At 45.1% G+C, this 18,135-nt stretch carries 15 protein-coding genes and 2 tRNA genes; 6 read left to right on the top strand and 11 right to left on the bottom strand.

The window, feature by feature from the left end; all coding sequences use genetic code 11:
* The first annotated feature begins 175 nt into the window (after positions 1 to 175).
* The 4 genes from gmhB (at position 176) to treC (ending at position 5,096) form a co-directional block, all read left to right on the top strand.
* On the top strand, positions 176 to 730 hold the full coding sequence (gene gmhB / locus AC55NX_RS03075; RefSeq protein WP_496994401.1) for a D-glycero-beta-D-manno-heptose 1,7-bisphosphate 7-phosphatase: 555 nt from the start codon (positions 176 to 178) through the stop codon (positions 728 to 730).
* A 47-nt stretch (positions 731 to 777) separates the two neighbouring features.
* A complete protein-coding gene (treR, locus tag AC55NX_RS03070; protein ID WP_496994400.1) occupies positions 778 to 1,731 on the top strand; it encodes a trehalose operon repressor TreR in 954 nt (317 codons plus the stop codon).
* Positions 1,732 to 1,919: 188 nt separating this feature from the next.
* A complete protein-coding gene (gene treB / locus AC55NX_RS03065; RefSeq protein ID WP_496994399.1) occupies positions 1,920 to 3,347 on the top strand; it encodes a PTS trehalose transporter subunit IIBC in 1,428 nt (475 codons plus the stop codon).
* A gap of 66 nt (positions 3,348 to 3,413) precedes the next feature.
* Positions 3,414 to 5,096: an alpha,alpha-phosphotrehalase gene (gene treC / locus AC55NX_RS03060; RefSeq protein WP_496994459.1), complete on the top strand. Its 1,683-nt coding sequence runs from the start codon at positions 3,414 to 3,416 to the stop codon at positions 5,094 to 5,096.
* Between the two features lie 88 nt (positions 5,097 to 5,184).
* On the opposite strand, the gene AC55NX_RS03055 is transcribed toward treC, so the two are convergent.
* The 3 genes from AC55NX_RS03055 to AC55NX_RS03045 form a co-directional block, all read right to left on the bottom strand.
* Positions 5,185 to 5,269 (bottom strand) — tRNA-Tyr (locus tag AC55NX_RS03055).
* A gap of 73 nt (positions 5,270 to 5,342) precedes the next feature.
* Positions 5,343 to 5,427, bottom strand: a tRNA-Tyr gene (locus AC55NX_RS03050).
* A gap of 206 nt (positions 5,428 to 5,633) precedes the next feature.
* Complete coding sequence (locus AC55NX_RS03045) at positions 5,634 to 6,239, bottom strand: YitT family protein (RefSeq protein WP_496994398.1); 606 nt, start codon at positions 6,237 to 6,239, stop codon at positions 5,634 to 5,636.
* Positions 6,240 to 6,562: 323 nt separating this feature from the next.
* Between AC55NX_RS03045 and glyA the strand changes: the two genes are divergently transcribed.
* Positions 6,563 to 7,813, top strand: a complete 1,251-nt coding sequence (glyA, locus tag AC55NX_RS03040) for a serine hydroxymethyltransferase (RefSeq protein ID WP_059120258.1) — start codon at positions 6,563 to 6,565, stop codon at positions 7,811 to 7,813.
* A gap of 144 nt (positions 7,814 to 7,957) precedes the next feature.
* On the opposite strand, the gene AC55NX_RS03035 is transcribed toward glyA, so the two are convergent.
* From AC55NX_RS03035 to ybeD, 4 genes are all read right to left on the bottom strand, one after another.
* Entirely contained in the window at positions 7,958 to 8,290 is a 333-nt protein-coding gene (locus AC55NX_RS03035) for a hypothetical protein (RefSeq protein ID WP_496994458.1), read from the bottom strand.
* Positions 8,291 to 8,494: 204 nt separating this feature from the next.
* A complete protein-coding gene (gene lipA, locus AC55NX_RS03030; protein ID WP_059120260.1) occupies positions 8,495 to 9,460 on the bottom strand; it encodes a lipoyl synthase in 966 nt (321 codons plus the stop codon).
* Positions 9,457 to 10,104, bottom strand: a complete 648-nt coding sequence (lipB, locus tag AC55NX_RS03025) for a lipoyl(octanoyl) transferase LipB (RefSeq protein WP_496994397.1) — start codon at positions 10,102 to 10,104, stop codon at positions 9,457 to 9,459. The genes lipA and lipB overlap by 4 nt, the downstream gene beginning before the upstream one ends.
* Positions 10,105 to 10,322: 218 nt before the next feature.
* Positions 10,323 to 10,601 (bottom strand): DUF493 family protein YbeD, encoded by a 279-nt coding sequence (ybeD, locus tag AC55NX_RS03020; RefSeq protein ID WP_077332741.1) that lies wholly within the window; start codon positions 10,599 to 10,601, stop codon positions 10,323 to 10,325.
* Positions 10,602 to 11,005: 404 nt separating this feature from the next.
* On the opposite strand from ybeD, the gene AC55NX_RS03015 reads away from it, so the two are divergent.
* Positions 11,006 to 12,919, top strand: coding sequence for an ATP-binding protein (locus AC55NX_RS03015; RefSeq protein WP_496994396.1), 1,914 nt, complete (start codon positions 11,006 to 11,008; stop codon positions 12,917 to 12,919).
* 132 nt (positions 12,920 to 13,051) lie between these two features.
* Here the strand turns inward: AC55NX_RS03015 and AC55NX_RS03010 are convergent, their stop codons facing one another.
* The 4 genes from AC55NX_RS03010 to mrdA form a co-directional block, all read right to left on the bottom strand.
* Positions 13,052 to 14,230 carry a serine hydrolase gene (locus AC55NX_RS03010; protein ID WP_496994395.1) on the bottom strand — a complete coding sequence of 393 codons (1,179 nt, stop codon included), beginning with the start codon at positions 14,228 to 14,230 and terminating at the stop codon, positions 13,052 to 13,054.
* Positions 14,231 to 14,328: 98 nt separating this feature from the next.
* Positions 14,329 to 15,123, bottom strand: a complete 795-nt coding sequence (locus AC55NX_RS03005; RefSeq protein WP_496994394.1) for a septal ring lytic transglycosylase RlpA family protein — start codon at positions 15,121 to 15,123, stop codon at positions 14,329 to 14,331.
* Entirely contained in the window at positions 15,123 to 16,244 is a 1,122-nt protein-coding gene (gene rodA, locus AC55NX_RS03000) for a rod shape-determining protein RodA (RefSeq protein WP_496994393.1), read from the bottom strand. The genes AC55NX_RS03005 and rodA overlap by 1 nt, the downstream gene beginning before the upstream one ends.
* The gene (gene mrdA, locus AC55NX_RS02995; RefSeq protein ID WP_496994392.1) at positions 16,244 to 18,133 is read right to left on the bottom strand and encodes a penicillin-binding protein 2; all 1,890 of its coding nucleotides are present in this window, start codon (positions 18,131 to 18,133) and stop codon (positions 16,244 to 16,246) included. The genes rodA and mrdA overlap by 1 nt, the downstream gene beginning before the upstream one ends.
* Positions 18,134 to 18,135: the final 2 nt, after the last annotated feature.

Below are 18,135 nucleotides of genomic sequence, written 5' to 3'. Positions count from 1 at the left end.
ATGATAATGAAGTCAATCACTTTCGACGTCTAGACGTCTAAAGTTAATATTGTGGCGATTTGTTGAGAAAAAGCAATTAAAAATCTGTAACGAGATACAAAGGGGATTTGGGTGTATCTCCGACAGTCAGTTTGAGTATAATAGCCGACATTAATCAGTCGGATGGGGTAAAGCTTTGGCTAAACCAGCAGTGTTTCTGGATCGCGATGGTGTGATCAATATTGATAGTGGTTATGTTCATGATGAGCATGATTTTCACTTCATTGATGGGGTTTTTGAAGCGACAAAACGCTTGAAAGATATGGGGTATCTTTTAGTCGTGGTCACGAATCAGGCAGGTATCGCCCGAGGTTTGTTTACCGAAGATCGCTTTTTGAGCCTGACTCAGTGGATGGACTGGAACTTCATTGATCACGGAGTTGAGTTGGATGGGATCTATTATTGTCCGCATCATCCTGAGCATGGTCACGATAAATATAAACAGGACTGCGACTGCCGAAAACCTCAGCCCGGTATGTTTATTTCTGCGCGTGATTTTCTCAACATCGATATGGCCAATTCGGTGATGGTTGGTGATAAACCTTCAGATTTGGTTGCAGCTCAGGCCGCGGGGGTTGGCACTTCAATTCTGGTTCGTACCGGAAAACCGGTGATTGAAGCCGGTGAATCACTTGCCGATGTGGTGCTTGCGAGTATCAAAGATGTTCCGGCTTATTTGGCGGTACGCTGATATGCTCATCGTATTACCACTTCCGGCCGGAGTGAACTGAATTATTCATGAATCATAAGAAGTTAACTATTCTTGATGTTGCCAGACTGGCCGGGGTCGGAAAATCGACAGTGTCCCGGGTGTTGACTCAGGATGAAAGAGTGAGCCCGGAAACTCGGGCTAAAGTATTAAAAGTTATTGAAAATTCAGGCTATTCACCGTCAAAGTCTGCTCAATCAATGCGAGGCGGGAGCCAGAAAGTCGTTGGTATTATTATTTCGAGACTGGAGTCCTCTTCTGAAAGCCGGGTTGTGAGTCAGATTCTGCCTGTTTTATATCAGCGTGGTTTTGATGTTGTGATCATGGAAAGCCAGTTCAGTCATGAGAAAACCGCAGAACATCTCTCTGTCTTGGCTAAGCGCCATGTTGATGGCGTGATTGTTTTTGGTTTCTCAGGTCTGGATTTATCGGTTTTGCAAGCATGGCAATATAAGTCGGTTGTGTTTGCCATGGAATCGGAGCAGATCTCGACCATCAATTATGATAACCGCCAGATGATTTTTTCCTGTTTGGATTATTTGAGTCGACAGTCGTTATCAGATATCGCCTTCATTGGGGTGGATCCGGCAGATAAAACCACGGGTCAGCAACGTTTGGATGCATATTTTCAGTGGTGTAAACAATCCGGTATGGCACCGAATTATCAAACTGGGCAACTGAGCTTTGACAGTGCTTATACGTTGGTCGACCGGGTGATGCATGAATCATTACAGGCGATTGTCTGTGCCAGTGATTCTATTGCTATGGGGGTGATGAAACGCCTTCAAGAACTGTCCCGGGAAGATATCGTCGTGACCAGTGTCGGCCGGAGTGAGCTGCTTTCTTTTCTGTTTCCAAATATTTACAGTGTTGATCCGGGATATGAAGCCGCAGGCCAGCAGGCTGCCGAGCTCTTAATCGAGCATATCGAAGGTCGGAAAACTATCCGACATTTAGTGCTGTCACCACATCTCACCAAGTGAGATCTACTTCTCATCATTCCTACTGATATTTTTCTCCGGTGTGATCTTTTTCATGCTATGGGACTGTTCCCATTTATTTTGGTTTCAGCTATGTCATGATTGTTTTGTGTTGTGGGAATGTTCCCATGGCTATGACGAATTACGATAACAATCGGACATACGCTGTATGCAAAGTATGAGAGGTCAATATGGCTCGCGACATACCAACAGATGACATCAAGAAACTCATCGCTCACATCGGTGGAGCAGACAATATTGCCAGTGTGACGCACTGTCTGACCCGTCTCCGTTTTGTCCTGAAATATACAGATAGAGCTGATGGTAAAGCACTGGAAACACTGTCGATAGTGAAGGGATGCTTTACCAATGCCGGCCAGTTTCAGGTCGTTATTGGTACGGAAGTCGATCAGGTTTATCACCTGCTTGTTGACATGGCAGGTTTAAAAGAGGAATCCAAAGAAGAGACGAAAATTGCTGCACGGCAGAATATGAATGTGTTGGAACGGGGTATTTCCCATTTAGCTGAAATTTTTGTTCCTCTGTTGCCAGCCATTATTACCGGTGGCCTGATTCTTGGTTTCAGAAATGTGATTGGCGATATCAAAATGTTTGATGGTCAGACCCTGACTCAAATGAGCCAGTTCTGGGCAACGGTTCACTCATTTTTGTGGCTGATTGGCGAAGCCATCTTCTTTTTCCTGCCGGTTGGTGTGTGTTGGTCAACCGTGAAAAAACTCGGAGGAACGCCGATTCTCGGCATTACACTCGGGATCACCTTGGTTTCTCCACAACTGATGAATGCTTATCTGATCGGAAAACAGTTACCAGAGGTCTGGGATTTCGGTCTATTTACGATTGAGAAGGTTGGTTATCAGGCTCAGGTGATTCCGGCTATGTTGGCCGGAATGGTTCTGGCACTGATTGAAACACGTCTGAAGCGCATTGTACCGGACTATCTGTATCTGGTTGTTGTGCCGTTTGTATCGATTATTCTCGCAGTGATTCTGGCGCATGCGGTGATTGGTCCCTTTGGGCGGGAACTGGGGAATGGCGTTGCTTATATTGCTAAATCAGCGATGACCGGTTCATTTGCGGTTCTCGGGGCGATGGTGTTTGGCTTCTTATATGCCCCGTTGGTGATTACTGGTATTCATCATACAACCAATGCTGTGGACTTACAGTTGATGCAGCAAATGGGCGGAACGCCTATCTGGCCACTCATTGCTTTATCTAATATTGCTCAAGCTTCAGCCGTTGTCGGGATCATCCTGATTAGTAAAAAACATGGTGAACGGGATATCTCAGTTCCGGCGGCGATATCTGCTTATCTTGGCGTGACGGAACCGGCAATGTATGGGATTAACCTGAAGTATAAGTTCCCGATGCTGTGCGCCATGATTGGCAGTTCGCTGGCGGCTGGTATTTGTGGTGTGTCTGGTGTGATGGCCAATGGTATTGGTGTCGGTGGCTTACCGGGAATTCTTTCAATTCAACCGCAGTTCTGGGGCACTTTTTTACTGGCGATGTTGGTTGCGATTGCTGTTCCCACGCTATTGACCTTATTTTTGTATAAACGTGCTCAGGCGAAAAATGCAGTTGAAGTGGCGGATGCATAATCGGTTTCAGGGGTGAAGTTTATGACTATTTTGTTTTCTTTATTTTTAGGTAAGTGAGTATTGATGATGATTCAACGGGTATCAACTGATGAATGGTGGAAGACCGCGACGGTATATCAGATTTATCCCAAAAGTTTTTGTGACACGAGTGGTACCGGGACTGGTGATCTACAAGGTGTGATCTCAAAGCTGGATTATCTGGCAGAGTTGGGGATTGAGGTGATTTGGCTGACTCCGGTTTATCCCTCTCCAATGGTCGATAATGGTTATGATATTTGTGATTATTATGATATCCATCCTGAATTTGGCACATTAAGTGATTTTGAGCGCTTACTGGCAGAAGCCCATCGGCGTCATATCAGAGTGATGATGGATATTGTCGTGAACCATACCTCGACAGCACACCCTTGGTTTCAGGATGCGTTGGGTAATTTGTCCAGTCCTTATCGGGACTACTATATCTGGCGCCCCGCCAAAGAGGGGGGAGTACCAAATAACTGGCAGTCAAAATTTGGCGGGAGTGCCTGGGAGCCGGATTTAAATACAGGTGAATATTATCTGCACTTGTTTGCGAAAGAGCAGGCTGACTTAAACTGGGAAAATCCACACGTTCGTGAAGAAGTGAAGAAGATAATCTCATTCTGGGCTGAAAAAGGTGTGGATGGTTTCCGGCTGGATGTCATTAACCTGATCTCGAAACACCAGAATTTTCCGGATGATGATGAGGGGGATGGGAAACGTTATTACACCGATGGTCCGAAAGTTCATGAGTTTCTTCAGGAGATCAGTACAGCTGTGTTTCAGAAATATGGCTGTGTTACGGTCGGAGAAATGTCTTCGACGACTGTTGAACACTGTCGTCGATACTCGGCACTGGATGGAAAAGAACTCTCAATGGTCTTCAATTTTCATCATTTGAAAGTGGATTATCCCAATCATGAAAAGTGGGTCAATGCACCGTATGACTTTATTGAACTGAAAAAGATTTTCAATCATTGGCAAACGGGCTTACATGACTCGGGATGGGGAGCTTTGTTCTGGTGTAATCACGACCAGCCTCGGGTTGTCAGCCGTTTCGGTCATGAGTCTCAATATCGGATCGAATCAGCAAAAATGCTGGCAGCAACACTACATATGATGCAGGGAACACCTTATATCTATCAGGGTGAAGAAATAGGGATGACGAATGCGGGATATGGTTCGATCGAACAATACCGGGATATCGAAAGTCTGAATATGTATGACATTCTGGTTCATCAACAGGGAATGGCGGAAGAGGAAATGCTGGACATTCTGGCTCAGAAATCCAGAGATAACGCTCGTACCCCGATGCAATGGAATCATGAATTGTATGCTGGATTCAGCCGGGTAAGGCCGTGGATTGATGTGGCAGAAAATTATACTGAAATTAATGTCGCTGCTGCACTTCGGGAGCCTGAATCAATTTTTTATTTCTATCAACAACTGATCCGGTTGAGAAAAGAACTGGACGTGATTACTTCCGGAGATTACCGGGATCTGTATCCGGATGATAAAGCGATTTGGGGATATATCAGACAATCAGAACGGCAATCGCTGATTTGTCTGAGTAACTTTTCCGGCCTGTTGCAATACTGTGAGTTATCTCCCGATATTATCCGTCGTCCGGCACGCTATCTGTTGGGAAATTATACCGGTCTAAATATGCAACATGTAGAGAAATACCAACGGTTAAGGCCTTACGAAACTCGTATTATTTTGTTGGATTGATGACTATGGTGTGGAACAGAATGGTTATGGTCCGTTGTTGACGGATGACAGATAAGAAAAAAGCCAGCGATACGCTGGCTTTTCTATATGGTGGAGGGGGACGGATTCGAACCATCGAAGGCAGTGCCGGCAGATTTACAGTCTGCTCCCTTTGGCCACTCGGGAACCCCTCCGGAGTGTTTTGTCATGCCTGAATTATTTTATCAAACCATTTCATTGAATCAAATAATTCAACCATGTTGAATATGGTGGAGGGGGACGGATTCGAACCATCGAAGGCGGAGCCGGCAGATTTACAGTCTGCTCCCTTTGGCCACTCGGGAACCCCTCCAGGGTGTGCACTTTATAGTGAAGAGATATTCCCGATTCATCTCTTCGGTGCGGGGCGCATCATAGCAAACCTATACGGCCTGTAAAGCCTTTTCTAATAATTTATGACTGAATGATGTCTTTTTGGACAAATGTGCTATTTCTTATTCAACACCAGGTTATGTAAGACAAAATCCTCTGTACTTTATTGTTTATAATCACCATCGTTTATAATGAACCGTAAGTGACAGAATATCGGGATGGTTTATGGTTCATCGCAAGTACCACGTTGAGTACGGCTGCGCTGAGCACTGAAACAGCAATCGTCGTTGGGGAGAGGTAAAATAACGATGCACAGACAATTGACGCATCAATACATAATTGTGTCTTACCTACAGAAATCCCTAATTTATCCTGAATAAATAAGCACAAAACGTTGAACCCGCCTAAGCTTGAACGGTGGCGGAAAAGGATCAACATCCCCAGCCCCATGAAAAGCCCTCCCGTGATCGCACAGTAAATAGCATTGACATGTGTCAACTGAATTAGGTGTGAAAATAGATCGGTAAACAGAGAGACCAGTAGTCCGGAAATCAGACTGTTCAGCGCGAATCGGCGGCCAAAGCGTTTCCAAGCGAGCAAATAAAAAGGGGCATTACATAGCAGATACAGCACCCCAAAGGAGTAGGGGGTGAACTGATTGAGTAATAGTGCTAATCCTGCCGTCCCGCCGGTAATAGCATGGGCCGCTTGCAGAAACATAATTCCCTGTGCAACCAAAAAGCTGCCGGTAATGATGGCAATGATATCTTCCTGAAATGTGTGCTTTTCCATCGATAGTCAAAAAGTATTGGGATAATTTGCGGAGAATACTAAAGAAAAGGTGACGTTTTCGGTAGCTAGAAACGATAAATTCAGGTAAACCTATGTCTTTGGTACTTTACATCATGTAAACCTGAAAGTTGACACTCATGATTGCTATCGTGGTGTGACTTTTCGGTATCATGAAAAAACTGCATGATAATTTGTATATTTGGGCTTTATGACATAAATCAATTTAGGTAGAATACGCGCCAAATTAAGTGACGAAAACGTTTGCGTTAAGTCAGAATGTAGTTTTATTAAACTTTCCAGTCAATCTGAGTCAGGAGATACAGATGCTTAAGCGTGATATGAATATCGCTGATTATGATGCGGATCTTTTCGCAGCCATTCAAGAAGAAACTCTTCGTCAGGAAGAACACATTGAACTTATTGCTTCAGAAAATTACACCAGCCCACGCGTCATGGAAGCTCAAGGTTCTCAGCTGACCAATAAGTATGCAGAAGGCTATCCTGGCAAGCGCTATTATGGTGGTTGCGAGTATGTCGATAAAGTTGAAACATTAGCGATTGAACGCGCATGTGAACTGTTTAACTGTGAATATGCAAACGTTCAGCCTCACTCAGGTTCTCAGGCGAACAGTGCCGTGTACATGGCATTATTGAATCCCGGCGATACGGTTTTAGGGATGAGTCTGGCTCACGGTGGTCACTTAACGCATGGTTCTCCGGTTAACTTCTCAGGTAAACACTATCATGTGATCCCTTATGGGATTGATGAAACTGGTCAGATTAACTATGACGAAATGGAATCGCTGGCTGTTGAACATAAGCCGAAAATGATTATCGGTGGATTCTCTGCCTATTCACAGGTTGTGGATTGGGCTCGGATGCGTGAGATTGCTGATAAAGTCGGTGCTTACCTCTTTGTCGATATGGCACATGTGGCAGGTCTGATTGCTGCCGGCGTTTATCCAACGCCTGTTCCGCATGCTCACGTTGTTACTACCACAACACATAAAACACTGGCTGGCCCTCGTGGTGGTTTGATTCTGTCGAACGCTGGTGAAGAGATGTACAAAAAACTGAACTCTGCTGTATTCCCCGGTGGTCAGGGTGGCCCTCTGATGCATGTGATTGCGGCAAAAGCGGTTGCGTTTAAAGAAGCGATGGAGCCTGAATTTAAAGCATATCAGGCTCGCGTTGTGCAAAATGCCAAAGCGATGGTTGCTCAGTTTCAGGCGCGTGGCTATAAAATCGTCTCGAATAGTACCGAAAACCACTTGTTCCTGGTTGATCTGATCGACAAAGATATCACCGGTAAAGAAGCGGATGCGGCACTCGGTGCAGCGAATATTACCGTCAATAAGAACTCAGTACCAAATGACCCACGGAGTCCGTTTGTGACTTCAGGTATTCGTGTCGGCACACCGGCAATCACTCGACGTGGTTTTACCGCTGATGACGCGAAAGAGTTGGCAAACTGGATGTGTGATGTGTTGGACAACATCAATGATCCAAGTGTGATTGATGCGACGAAAGCAAAAGTTCTCGAAATTTGTAAGCGTCTCCCAGTTTACGCATAAGTGACCGCTCATTTGGTGATAAAAATAAACCCGCTGAAAGCGGGTTTATTATTTTGAAATAAAGCGTATTCACAACGAAACAAGAGATTCAAAAGTGTCTGTGAAAGGGTAATCAGCGATTGAGAATATTATCTCAATGCGGGATTAATCTTTAGAAATGCTCAGTGTTGTACCTGATTTACATTTGAATAAGTAGTAGTTTTCACTTTCAGTAAATTTGCCTAACCCTTCGCCGTCACAGTAATCAATGTTGATCCCACGCATCACTTCGAGTGTGCTTTCTGATTTGAGGGCAAATTTAGAGCCGTCGGCACAAACGATGCGGACTCGTCCTGCATTATCCAGTGAGTAGACTTGCACGTCGGTATTACAAAGCTCAAAAGACGCTTCACGGTAGTTGTCTTCTTTGGTATTTGAAGCACAACCTGCGAGTGTGACCGAGAGTCCGATAATGCCCCAGATCGTGGCTGTTTTCATCATATATATCCTTACATCACAGTGAATTCAAGTTGCTCTCTAGACTATAGAACAACAATCATAGATTCAATATTACAGCTCAAATTATGGCAATCGTTTCACATTTGCAATGAAGGTTATTTCTGAGCGAATCCAAAGCATTGATGTGAGAGAGCGTGCCGCAGGGAGAGTAATCAGGCCGATGCAATGCACCGGCAATCGGGATTATTTTACTTCAACACCTTTGGCTTGCAGATCGGCATGATAGGATGAACGAACAAATGGACCACACGCAGCATGCGTAAAGCCGAGTTCAAGCGCAATCTCTTTCAGCTCATCAAACTCTTCCGGTGGCACATACCGTTCAACGGGTAAGTGATGGCGGCTTGGTGCCAGGTATTGCCCCAGAGTCAGCATAGTTACACCATGTGCACGCAGATCTTTAAGCACTTCGACAATCTCTTCTTTAGTTTCACCCAGTCCCATCATCAGGCCTGATTTGGTTGGGATGTCCGGGTGTTGCTGTTTGAATTTTTGTAATAATTCAAGAGACCATTTGTAGTTTGCGCCGGGTCTGACTTTCCGGTACAAGCGCGGTGCGGTTTCCAGATTGTGATTGAATACATCAGGCGGGTTATCTTGCAGGATATCCAGTGCGGTATCCATCCGGCCTCGAAAATCAGGCACCAGCGTTTCGATACGGATATCAGGGTTGAGCGTCCGGATTTCTCGGTTACAGTCCACAAAATGTTGGGCACCGCCATCACGTAAGTCATCTCGGTCAACCGATGTGATCACAACATATCTGAGTTTCATATCCCGGATGGTCTGCGCGAGTTTATGAGGCTCTTGCGCATCCGGTGTTAAAGGACGCCCATGTGCGACATCGCAGAAAGGGCAGCGACGCGTACAAATCGCCCCCAGAATCATAAAGGTTGCGGTGCCATGATTAAAGCATTCTGCCAGATTGGGGCAGGACGCTTCTTCACAGACAGAATGTAGATTATTCTTGCGCATAGCAGATTTAATATCCTGAATACGCTGGCTATCTGTTGGGAGTTTAATCTTCATCCACGCGGGTTTACGCAGTTGCTCTTTCTGTTCGGTCGGCATGTTTTTGACCGGAATCAGTGCCATTTTATCAGCGTCGCGATATTTGACGCCTTTTTCCATTTGAATTGGTTTGCTCATGATATTGCTTCTGTTCTGAATTCTATATGCTCGTAACCCAGTGTTGTTACAAGCGTTGTGATGAGTTGTTCTTCGACGGTTTGCATGTCGGACGGACCACCGAGTTCACTGACCTGAACCATCTCCATACCTTGGTAGCCACAAGGGTTGATTCTTAAAAATGGTGATAAATCCATATTGACATTCAGAGCCAGCCCATGAAAAGAGCAGCCTCTGCGAATTCGTAGTCCCAGAGAACAGATCTTTTTATTCCCGACATACACACCGGGCGCATCTGCTCTGGCCCGTGACTGAATATGAAATGTATTCAGTGTTTCGATGACAATATTTTCAATGTGTGTGACGAGTTCTCTGACGCCAAGTTTCTTACGTTTTAAATCGAGTAGAAAATAAACAACCAGTTGCCCGGGACCATGATAGGTGACTTGCCCGCCGCGATCACTCTGGACGACGGGGATATCTCCCGGGTTGAGAATATGTTCTGCTTTTCCGGCTTGACCCTGAGTAAAAACAGGATGATGTTCAACCAGCCAGACTTCATCACAGGTTTCATCTGTTCGCTGGTCGGTAAAATCGTGCATCGCTTGCCAGATAGGCTGATAGTCCTGTTGACCGAGTCGTTTGATAACGAGTTGGTTCTCCATAGTATGACTCATCCGCGATAAATAAAGTATTTGGATTATAAACTGCTTCGAGCAATGGAACTACTCAATGATGATAAAAAAATGGCCGCATCTTTAGATGAGCCATTCTAACGATTTGATTGATAAGGAAAGATTACCTGTGTTATTTTTTCAAAAAAAATTGAATCTTTCAAAAAATAATAGAGTTTCGCGGATGTGTATCCGGTTATCGATCCCGCTTACAGAACCATGCGCACAATATCGATCTCACCTAATTCTTTGTAGAGTGTCTCGACCTGTTCGATCGATGTTGCGGTGATATTAACGGAAACTGAATGATAGTTTCCTTTTGCGCTTGGCTTGACGGTCGGGCTGTAATCTCCGGGAGCATGACGCTGTATGACCTCAAGAACTAGTTCTGGTAACTCCGGTTTTGCATGGCCCATAACCTTGTAGGTAAATGAACAAGGAAATTCAAGCAAGTCTTTCAGTTTAGCATCTGAGTTTATTGTTAACATAAGTGCAACTCCGGCTGAGGTCGATAGATAGGGGGGGAATAATACTGATTAATGACACGGATCTCAAGATACACTTTTATGCACAAATTGTGTGCATTTGTGTGGTTTCTCGCAAACTTTTGCGGTTTATTGAATGATTTTAGTTATATAAAGTAAGTTGATATTCTTATTTTGAATTTGCCGGGATGTTGTATAAACGAAGGGAGTGGTTCTGGAGAAAAAATAAATGTATAAAGATTAATATGTTAGTGAAATGCTATGCAGATGAGGGTGATTGACCGCGGTAAGTTTTATATTGAGCGTATCGTTTATGCAACTGATTGGTATATGCTGAAACTGCATCTTGGGGTTATTCTGATAGAGATGACATTGTTTTTGTCGTGAGTTTAGTAGGTTAAGAAATAATGCAGCAGATTGCTAAAAACGCTCATCGTAAAGGGTTGCGTATTAAAGAAACATGGAAATTTGTCCTGTTCAGTTGTGTGTATGTGATTTCTTGTATTTCTTTTGTCGCATATCTTTATGTACAAGCGAAGCAGTCGATCGAAGATGATCTGAATAATCGACTCTATCATGGTGCTTTGGTTGCTTCTGCGGTTCTGGGAGAGCATTACCATGATGGATTGGTCGATAAGTACTCTAAAACCGAAGCGGAAGATTGGCATGCCATCGAGCGATTGACCGAATATAGCAGAAAGATGGATCTGACTTATATCTATACGGTGATTGAGCGAGGTGGGCAGGCGGTTCTTGTTTCATCCAGCGCGTCTGAAGATGAGTTGAAAAATAATACCTATGTCCGTTTTTTCGATCCCTATCCTGATGCCAGTCACCAATTACTGACCGCATTACATGAAAATCGTATTATCTGGGCAGATTATGATGACCATTGGGGCGATTTTCGTGCTGTTTTTGTCCCGATGCGTTCTGCTGATGGCTCACGCTATGTTGCCGCGGCTGAGATGTCGATGAGGGAGTATTACGCACACCAGAAAGAAGAGGAAGGTGAGACCCGGCTTCGATTGGCTGGATTTTCTATTTTTCTCTTCATTAATTTCAGTATTTTGGTGGGCGTTTATTTAACGTATATTCGCCATAACTTGATGCAGTTACGCCGCAGCACCGCTGCACTACAAGCAGCCAGAAAAACAGCCGAGTCTGCCAATCGGGCTAAAAGTAAGTTTGTTGCGGTCATGAGTCATGAAATCCGGACACCGTTGAATGGTATTCTCGGTGCAACCGAACTTCTGAGCCACTCTCGTCTGGATGCCAAGCAGCAAGAGTTTCTCAACATTATTGAGTCTGGCGGGAGTTCATTACTGGCGATAGTGAATGATATCCTTGATCTGTCGAAAATCGAGGCGGATAAAATTACCTTTGAGCCTGACAACTTTGAGCTCCGTCCACTCATATCGACCGTCATTGATTTAATTCGGCCACAACTGAAATCTCCGGAGATTCAACTGAGTTACGAGATTGGTGATTTGGTTCCCCAGTACATCCGTAGCGACCCCAAAAAACTACAACAGATTTTGATTAATTTGTTAGGCAATGCAGCCAAGTTTACTTACCACGGTGAGATTCATCTCAGTGTGAGTTTTGTGCTCAGCAATAGTGACAGTGATCCTCGCCTTGTGTTTAAAATCAGGGATTCAGGCATAGGTATTGAGCAAGAGCACCTGAAACGTCTGTTCCAGCCTTTTATGCAAATTGGTTCTCATATGGGCGGGACGGGGTTAGGACTCTCGATTTGTAAGAGATTTGTTGAAATGATGGGGGGAGATATTCAGGTTGAAAGTATGCCCGGACTCGGTGCGACATTTTGGTTTGATATCCCCTATCAGGTGGTCGGGCAGGTCGGTGGTCAGTCAGATAAAAGCGGCCAATCGCTCCGGCATTGTACCCCGCTGAATATTTTGGTGGTCGATGACAGTTCCCTCAATCAGTCATTAGCACGATTTATGTTGGAAAAGTTAGGTCACCGGGTTTATACCGTCGAAGACGGCACTCAAGTGCTGAAGGCGGTACAAAACAGCAATTATGATGTGATTTTAATGGATATTTACATGAGCAAGATGAACGGGATGGAAGCAACACGTGAAATCCGTCGTCAGACTGAGATGAAACAGCCTTATATCGTTGCTTATACGGCCAATGCCAGTGAAGAAGATATTGAGCAGTACAAAATCTGTGGGATGGATGATGTACTGCCCAAACCTGCGCAGCTTAAAGATATCGAAAGAGTTTTGCGTCGTGAGTCATTACTCTGGCCAAAACGGTTGTCCGAGCGGGATGAGCAATCGACAACCAGTATATAGCCTTGGGTGAATTGCTCGATAGAACGAGATGCGGATTGTATCAAAATAAAAAAGTCCGCCAAAATAAAAAAGCCTGATATTAAATCAGGCTTTTTTATTGAGAGTGAATGCTACATCACATTATGGTCCGGATTAGAATAATCCTTTAAATAACAAGATGATGTAATCCCACAGACGACTGAAAATACCACCTTTTTGGACATCTTCCAGTGCGATTAACGGATATTGGGCAACATCTTTACCTTCTAGCTGATAATACAGTTTACCGACGACGTCACCTTTTTTGATCGGTGCTTCCAGCTCTTTCTCTAAGACGAAGCTGGCTTTCAGGTTTTTCGCTTGCCCTCTTGGTAACGTGACATAAGTATCTTTATCAACACCTAATGCAACGGTGTCTTTGTTACCCATCCAGATGCGTTCGTTAATAAATGTTTCCCCGGTTTTATGCGGTGCTACCGTTTCAAAGAAGCGGAAACCGTAGCTGAGCAGTTTTTTACTTTCTGATTTCCGTGCATTCGTACTTTTTGTTCCCATCACCACAGCAATCAAACGCATGTTGCCTTCTGTCGCTGAGCTAACGAGGCTGTAACCAGCATGGCTGGTGTGGCCGGTCTTGATACCATCAACGTTCATGCTCTTATCCCAGAGCAGGCCGTTGCGGTTATATTGGGTAATGCCGTTATAGGTGAATTTCTTTTCAGAATAGAGTTTATATTCGTTCGGCACATCGCGAATCAATGCTTGTGCCAAAATCGCCATATCATAAGGGGTTGAATAGTGATTGCCGTGGTCCAGCCCGTGCACGTTCTCAAAATGGGTATTCTTCATTCCGATAGTGTTGGCCCAGGCATTCATCAAATCGACAAATGCATCTTCGGATCCTGCGACATGCTCAGCCATCGCAACACAGGCATCATTGCCGGATTGAATGATGATACCGCGGTTCAAGTCTTTCACTTTCACGGTCGTTCCGACTTCAATGAACATTTTGGATGAATCCGGAAAGTTTTTTGCCCAGGCGTTTTTACTGATAACGACATCGTCGTCCGGGGAGATATTGCCACGGGCTAGTTCTTGGCCGATGACATAACTGGTCATCATTTTAGTCAAACTGGCTGGAGGCAGTTTGGTGTTCATCTCTTTTTCTGCAAGGACTTTACCTGAATGATAATCCATCAGAACATAGCCTCGGGCTGCAATTTGAGGTGCATCCGGAACCACTATCGGAGAGGCTGAAGCAGTGAATGTAAATATCGCCGCTAAGGCAATAAAAGGAGTAGAAATCGACTTCAAAAATATTTTTTTGTTCATGATAAATGCAGAATTTTACAATTAGTTATGTATATCTTAACAGAAACTCATTTTCTCAAGCCAGACCCAAAGGGCGATTCGGCCAGATTTTCCGGTTTTTATTGTGTCAGCCGGTGTTTCCTGATAAAGGCGGTGCTGTAGCCCAGTTGTTTCACCTGTTCCAGAGTCTGTTGGGTCTGGGTGTAGTCATGAAATGGTCCAAGGAAAATCCGATGACTACCGTTTAGGCTATCGATATAACTGGTCACAGATAACTTCTGACTCAAATCTTGCGATAAAGTTCGGGTTCTTTCCAAATGTGTTGAAGAAGAAACTTGAATGACGTAGTCAGATTGGTGTTTTTTCGGGGGAGCCGCCGCCGTCACGGTTGGGCGGTCATAAGTGAGTACCTCTATTTTGACTGGGGCTGTGCCCGTTCGGATCACGCCAAGCTTGTATGCCGCAGCATAGCTTAAGTCGATAATTCTCCCACTGTGGAAGGGGCCGCGATCATTGACGCGAACTATCGCCGTTTTACCATTATCCGTGTTTGTGACTCTGACATAACTGGGAATCGGTAACGTTTTATGGGCTGCGGTCATGGAGTACATGTCATAAATCTCACCATTGGAGGTTTGATGACCATGAAATTTTTTGCCATACCATGAGGCAAGCCCTTGTTCTTTGAATCCCTTTGGATTCTTGATGATATGGTATTTCTTTCCTCGAACGGTATAGTCTTTGTTTCCGCCAAGACTATAGGGTTCGTACTTTGGATGGGCATCCTCGATATTATCGACGGAGATGGGTTGTTTGGGTGCCACATCATCACGGATATCATAACGGCCGGAAGAGCTACAGCCAGCCATGAATAAAAGGATTGCGCTATAATAAAGAAGCAGTCGAATGCTCATCAGATTGCCTTTGAAAATGCTTTTCGGTGAGTATGAATTGACATCAGAATGCCAAAGCCTGCCATGAGGGTAACCATGGATGTCCCACCATAACTGATTAATGGCAGCGGAACGCCAACAACAGGTAAAATTCCACTCACCATACCAATATTGACAAATACATAGACAAAAAAGCTGAGTACGATACTGCCCGCCATCATTTTTCCGAAAGCGGTTTGGGCATTACTGGCCAGATAAAGGCCACGACCGATAATAAACAGATAAACGGACAGCAAAGCAACAATGCCAATCAGTCCCCATTCTTCGGCAATCACGGCAAAAATAAAATCGGTATGGCGCTCCGGTAAAAACTCAAGCTGTGACTGGGTGCCGTGTAACCAGCCTTTGCCTAAAATGCCGCCTGAACCAATGGCGATCTTACTCTGGATGATGTGATAGCCGGCTCCCAACGGGTCGGATTCCGGGTTGAATAATGTCCGCACACGTACTTTCTGGTATTCACGCATTAAAAAGAACCACAGAATCGGAACAAAAGCCCCGGCGGCAAAGAGAGCTGCAAAAATGATACGCCAGCTAATACCTGCGAGGAAAATGACAAAGATACCGGAAGCTGCAATCAGAATCGATGTTCCTAAATCGGGCTGCTTGGCGATGAGAATCGTCGGCACAAAGACCATGATCAGTGAAACACCGAGAGTCTTGAGTGACGGGGGAAGTGGATGTTTACCGATATAGCGGGCGACCATTAGCGGAACGGCTAATTTGAGCAGTTCCGATGGCTGAAAACGGATCACACCGATATCGAGCCAGCGTTGCGCACCTTTTGACACTTCTCCGGCGAGCAGAACTCCGAAGAGTAATAAGACACCGCAGAAAAACAGGAAAGGTGCCAAAGATTCATAACTTCGGGGTGATAACTGGGCAAGAACAACCATGATAGTCAGTGCCAAGACCATCCGCATCGCTTGGCGCTCCATCATTGCCAGATTTTGACCACTGGCGCTATACATCACCACCAGTCCAAACCCCATTACCAGCAGCAGACCGAGTAATAGAGGAAGATCAATGTGCAAACGTTCAAAGAATGCCCGGCTTTGGCCTGTAGATGGATCGAATTCCATTAGTCTTTCTTCTCTTGTTGGTCTTCATCTAGAATAATGTGATCAAATATCTTTCGCACCACGGGGGCTCCATGACTGGAGCCGCCTCCCGCGTTTTCCAATACGATAGTGACAATGGCTTTCGGGTTATCGACGGGTGCAAATCCAGTGAATAATGCATGGTCACGCAGGTGTTCTGCAAGATCGTCTGCATTATATTCTTCCCCTTCTGCGAGGCCGAAAACCTGAGCTGTCCCTGACTTGCCGGCACTTTTATACTTGAGATTATTGAATGCATGACGTGCGGTTCCCCGAGGGCCATGATTGACCAGATACATACCATTGATTGCAATATCCCAGTATTTCTCTGGTACCCCGGTAATTGGCGGATAAGTTTCAACTTCTGCTATCTGCTGTTTGCTAAAGGGCTCTCCGTTTTCAATGGTTGCCCGGAGAAAATGCGGAGCCAGAACCTTACCGTGGTGAACTAACACAGAGATCGCTTTCGAGATTTGCATCGGAGTCGCTGTCCAATAGCCCTGACCGATACCAACGGGAATGGTGTCTCCCTGATACCAAGGCGTGCGGTGGCGAGCCATTTTCCACTCTCTGGTCGGCATATTGGCTTTACTTTCTTCGAAGATATCAATCCCGGTATATTCCCCGTAACCGAACATTTTCATCCAGTGAGACAGTCGATCAATGCCCATATCATAAGCAACTTGATAGAAGAACGTATCCACAGACTCTTCCAGTGCTTTTGTGATGTTGACTTTACCATGTCCCCATCTTAGCCAGTCCCGGAAAGGTTTGGTTTTTGAATTGGGAATTCGCCAGTAGCCCGGATCATTACGGGTAGTGTTTGGGGTGATGACGCCTTCTTGTAGTGCTGAGACGGCAATTAACGGTTTGACAGTGGATGCCGGCGGATAGATCCCCAATGTAGCACGATTGACCAGCGGATGGTCTTTATCACTCAGCAGTGCCCGGTAATCTTTACCGGTGATACCGTGGACAAAAGAATTGGGGTCATAACTAGGGCTGGAAACCATCGCCAGGACACCGTTATCTTTGGGGTCGAGGACGACAGCAGAGCCTCTTTTGCCATCAAGTAAATGATAAACGTAACGCTGCAGGTTGATATCTATATTCAGAACCAGATCTTTACCCGGCACCGGGGGCACATATTTGAGGGTACGAATGACGCGTCCGCGGCTGTTGACTTCAACCTCCTGATAACCCGGCATCCCGTGTAGAATATCTTCATAATAGCGTTCGATACCTAACTTACCGATATCGCGGGTTGCCTGATAGTTTGCCTCTTTGGCTTCTCGTTTGAGTCGTTCAATATCACGGTCATTGATCCGGGAGACATAGCCGATCACGTGGGTTAGCATTTTACCGAAAGGGTAGTAACGTTTCAGACGTGCAGTGACAGCAACCCCGGGGTATTTGTATTGATTGACCGAAAATTTGGCGACTTCTTCCGGTGTCAGTTGGGTCAGAATCGGCACGGAGTTGAAGCGTCGGGTCTGGCGTAATTCTTTACGGAAAGAAGCGACTTGTTCTGGTGAGATATCAACAATTTGTCTTAATCGCTGAATGGTCTCATTCATATCATCGACTTGTTCCGGTGTAATTTCCAAATCGAAGATAGGGCGATTTTCTGCCAGTAAGACACCATTACGATCATAGATCAGTCCGCGGTTCGGCGCGATTGGGACAATTTTAATCCGGTTATCGTTAGAGCGGGTTCTGTAATCCTGAAATTGCACGACCTGAAGGGTATACAGGTTTGCGATTAACACACCAACCAGAATGATAATTGCTAAAAACGAAAGAATAGCCCTGTTTCGAAACAGATTGTCTTCTGACTTGTAGTCTCGGATCTGACTGCGTTTGCGAAGCATCT

It is taken from the genome of Vibrio rubrogenes, assembly GCF_059641415.1.
Note: the sequence above shows the minus strand (reverse complement) of the source record. Positions and strands in the feature narration are given on the sequence as shown.

Coding starts and splice junctions, on each gene's coding strand:
- treR (WP_496994400.1), top strand. CDS start 778: ATGAATCATAAGAAGTTAACTATTCTTGATGTTGCCAGACTGGCCGGG.
- treB (WP_496994399.1), top strand. CDS start 1,920: ATGGCTCGCGACATACCAACAGATGACATCAAGAAACTCATCGCTCAC.
- treC (WP_496994459.1), top strand. CDS start 3,414: ATGATTCAACGGGTATCAACTGATGAATGGTGGAAGACCGCGACGGTA.
- AC55NX_RS03045 (WP_496994398.1), bottom strand. CDS start 6,239: ATGGAAAAGCACACATTTCAGGAAGATATCATTGCCATCATTACCGGC.
- glyA (WP_059120258.1), top strand. CDS start 6,563: ATGCTTAAGCGTGATATGAATATCGCTGATTATGATGCGGATCTTTTC.
- AC55NX_RS03035 (WP_496994458.1), bottom strand. CDS start 8,290: ATGAAAACAGCCACGATCTGGGGCATTATCGGACTCTCGGTCACACTC.
- lipA (WP_059120260.1), bottom strand. CDS start 9,460: ATGAGCAAACCAATTCAAATGGAAAAAGGCGTCAAATATCGCGACGCT.
- lipB (WP_496994397.1), bottom strand. CDS start 10,104: ATGGAGAACCAACTCGTTATCAAACGACTCGGTCAACAGGACTATCAG.
- ybeD (WP_077332741.1), bottom strand. CDS start 10,601: ATGTTAACAATAAACTCAGATGCTAAACTGAAAGACTTGCTTGAATTT.
- AC55NX_RS03015 (WP_496994396.1), top strand. CDS start 11,006: ATGCAGCAGATTGCTAAAAACGCTCATCGTAAAGGGTTGCGTATTAAA.
- AC55NX_RS03010 (WP_496994395.1), bottom strand. CDS start 14,230: ATGAACAAAAAAATATTTTTGAAGTCGATTTCTACTCCTTTTATTGCC.
- AC55NX_RS03005 (WP_496994394.1), bottom strand. CDS start 15,123: ATGAGCATTCGACTGCTTCTTTATTATAGCGCAATCCTTTTATTCATG.
- rodA (WP_496994393.1), bottom strand. CDS start 16,244: ATGGAATTCGATCCATCTACAGGCCAAAGCCGGGCATTCTTTGAACGT.
- mrdA (WP_496994392.1), bottom strand. CDS start 18,133: ATGCTTCGCAAACGCAGTCAGATCCGAGACTACAAGTCAGAAGACAAT.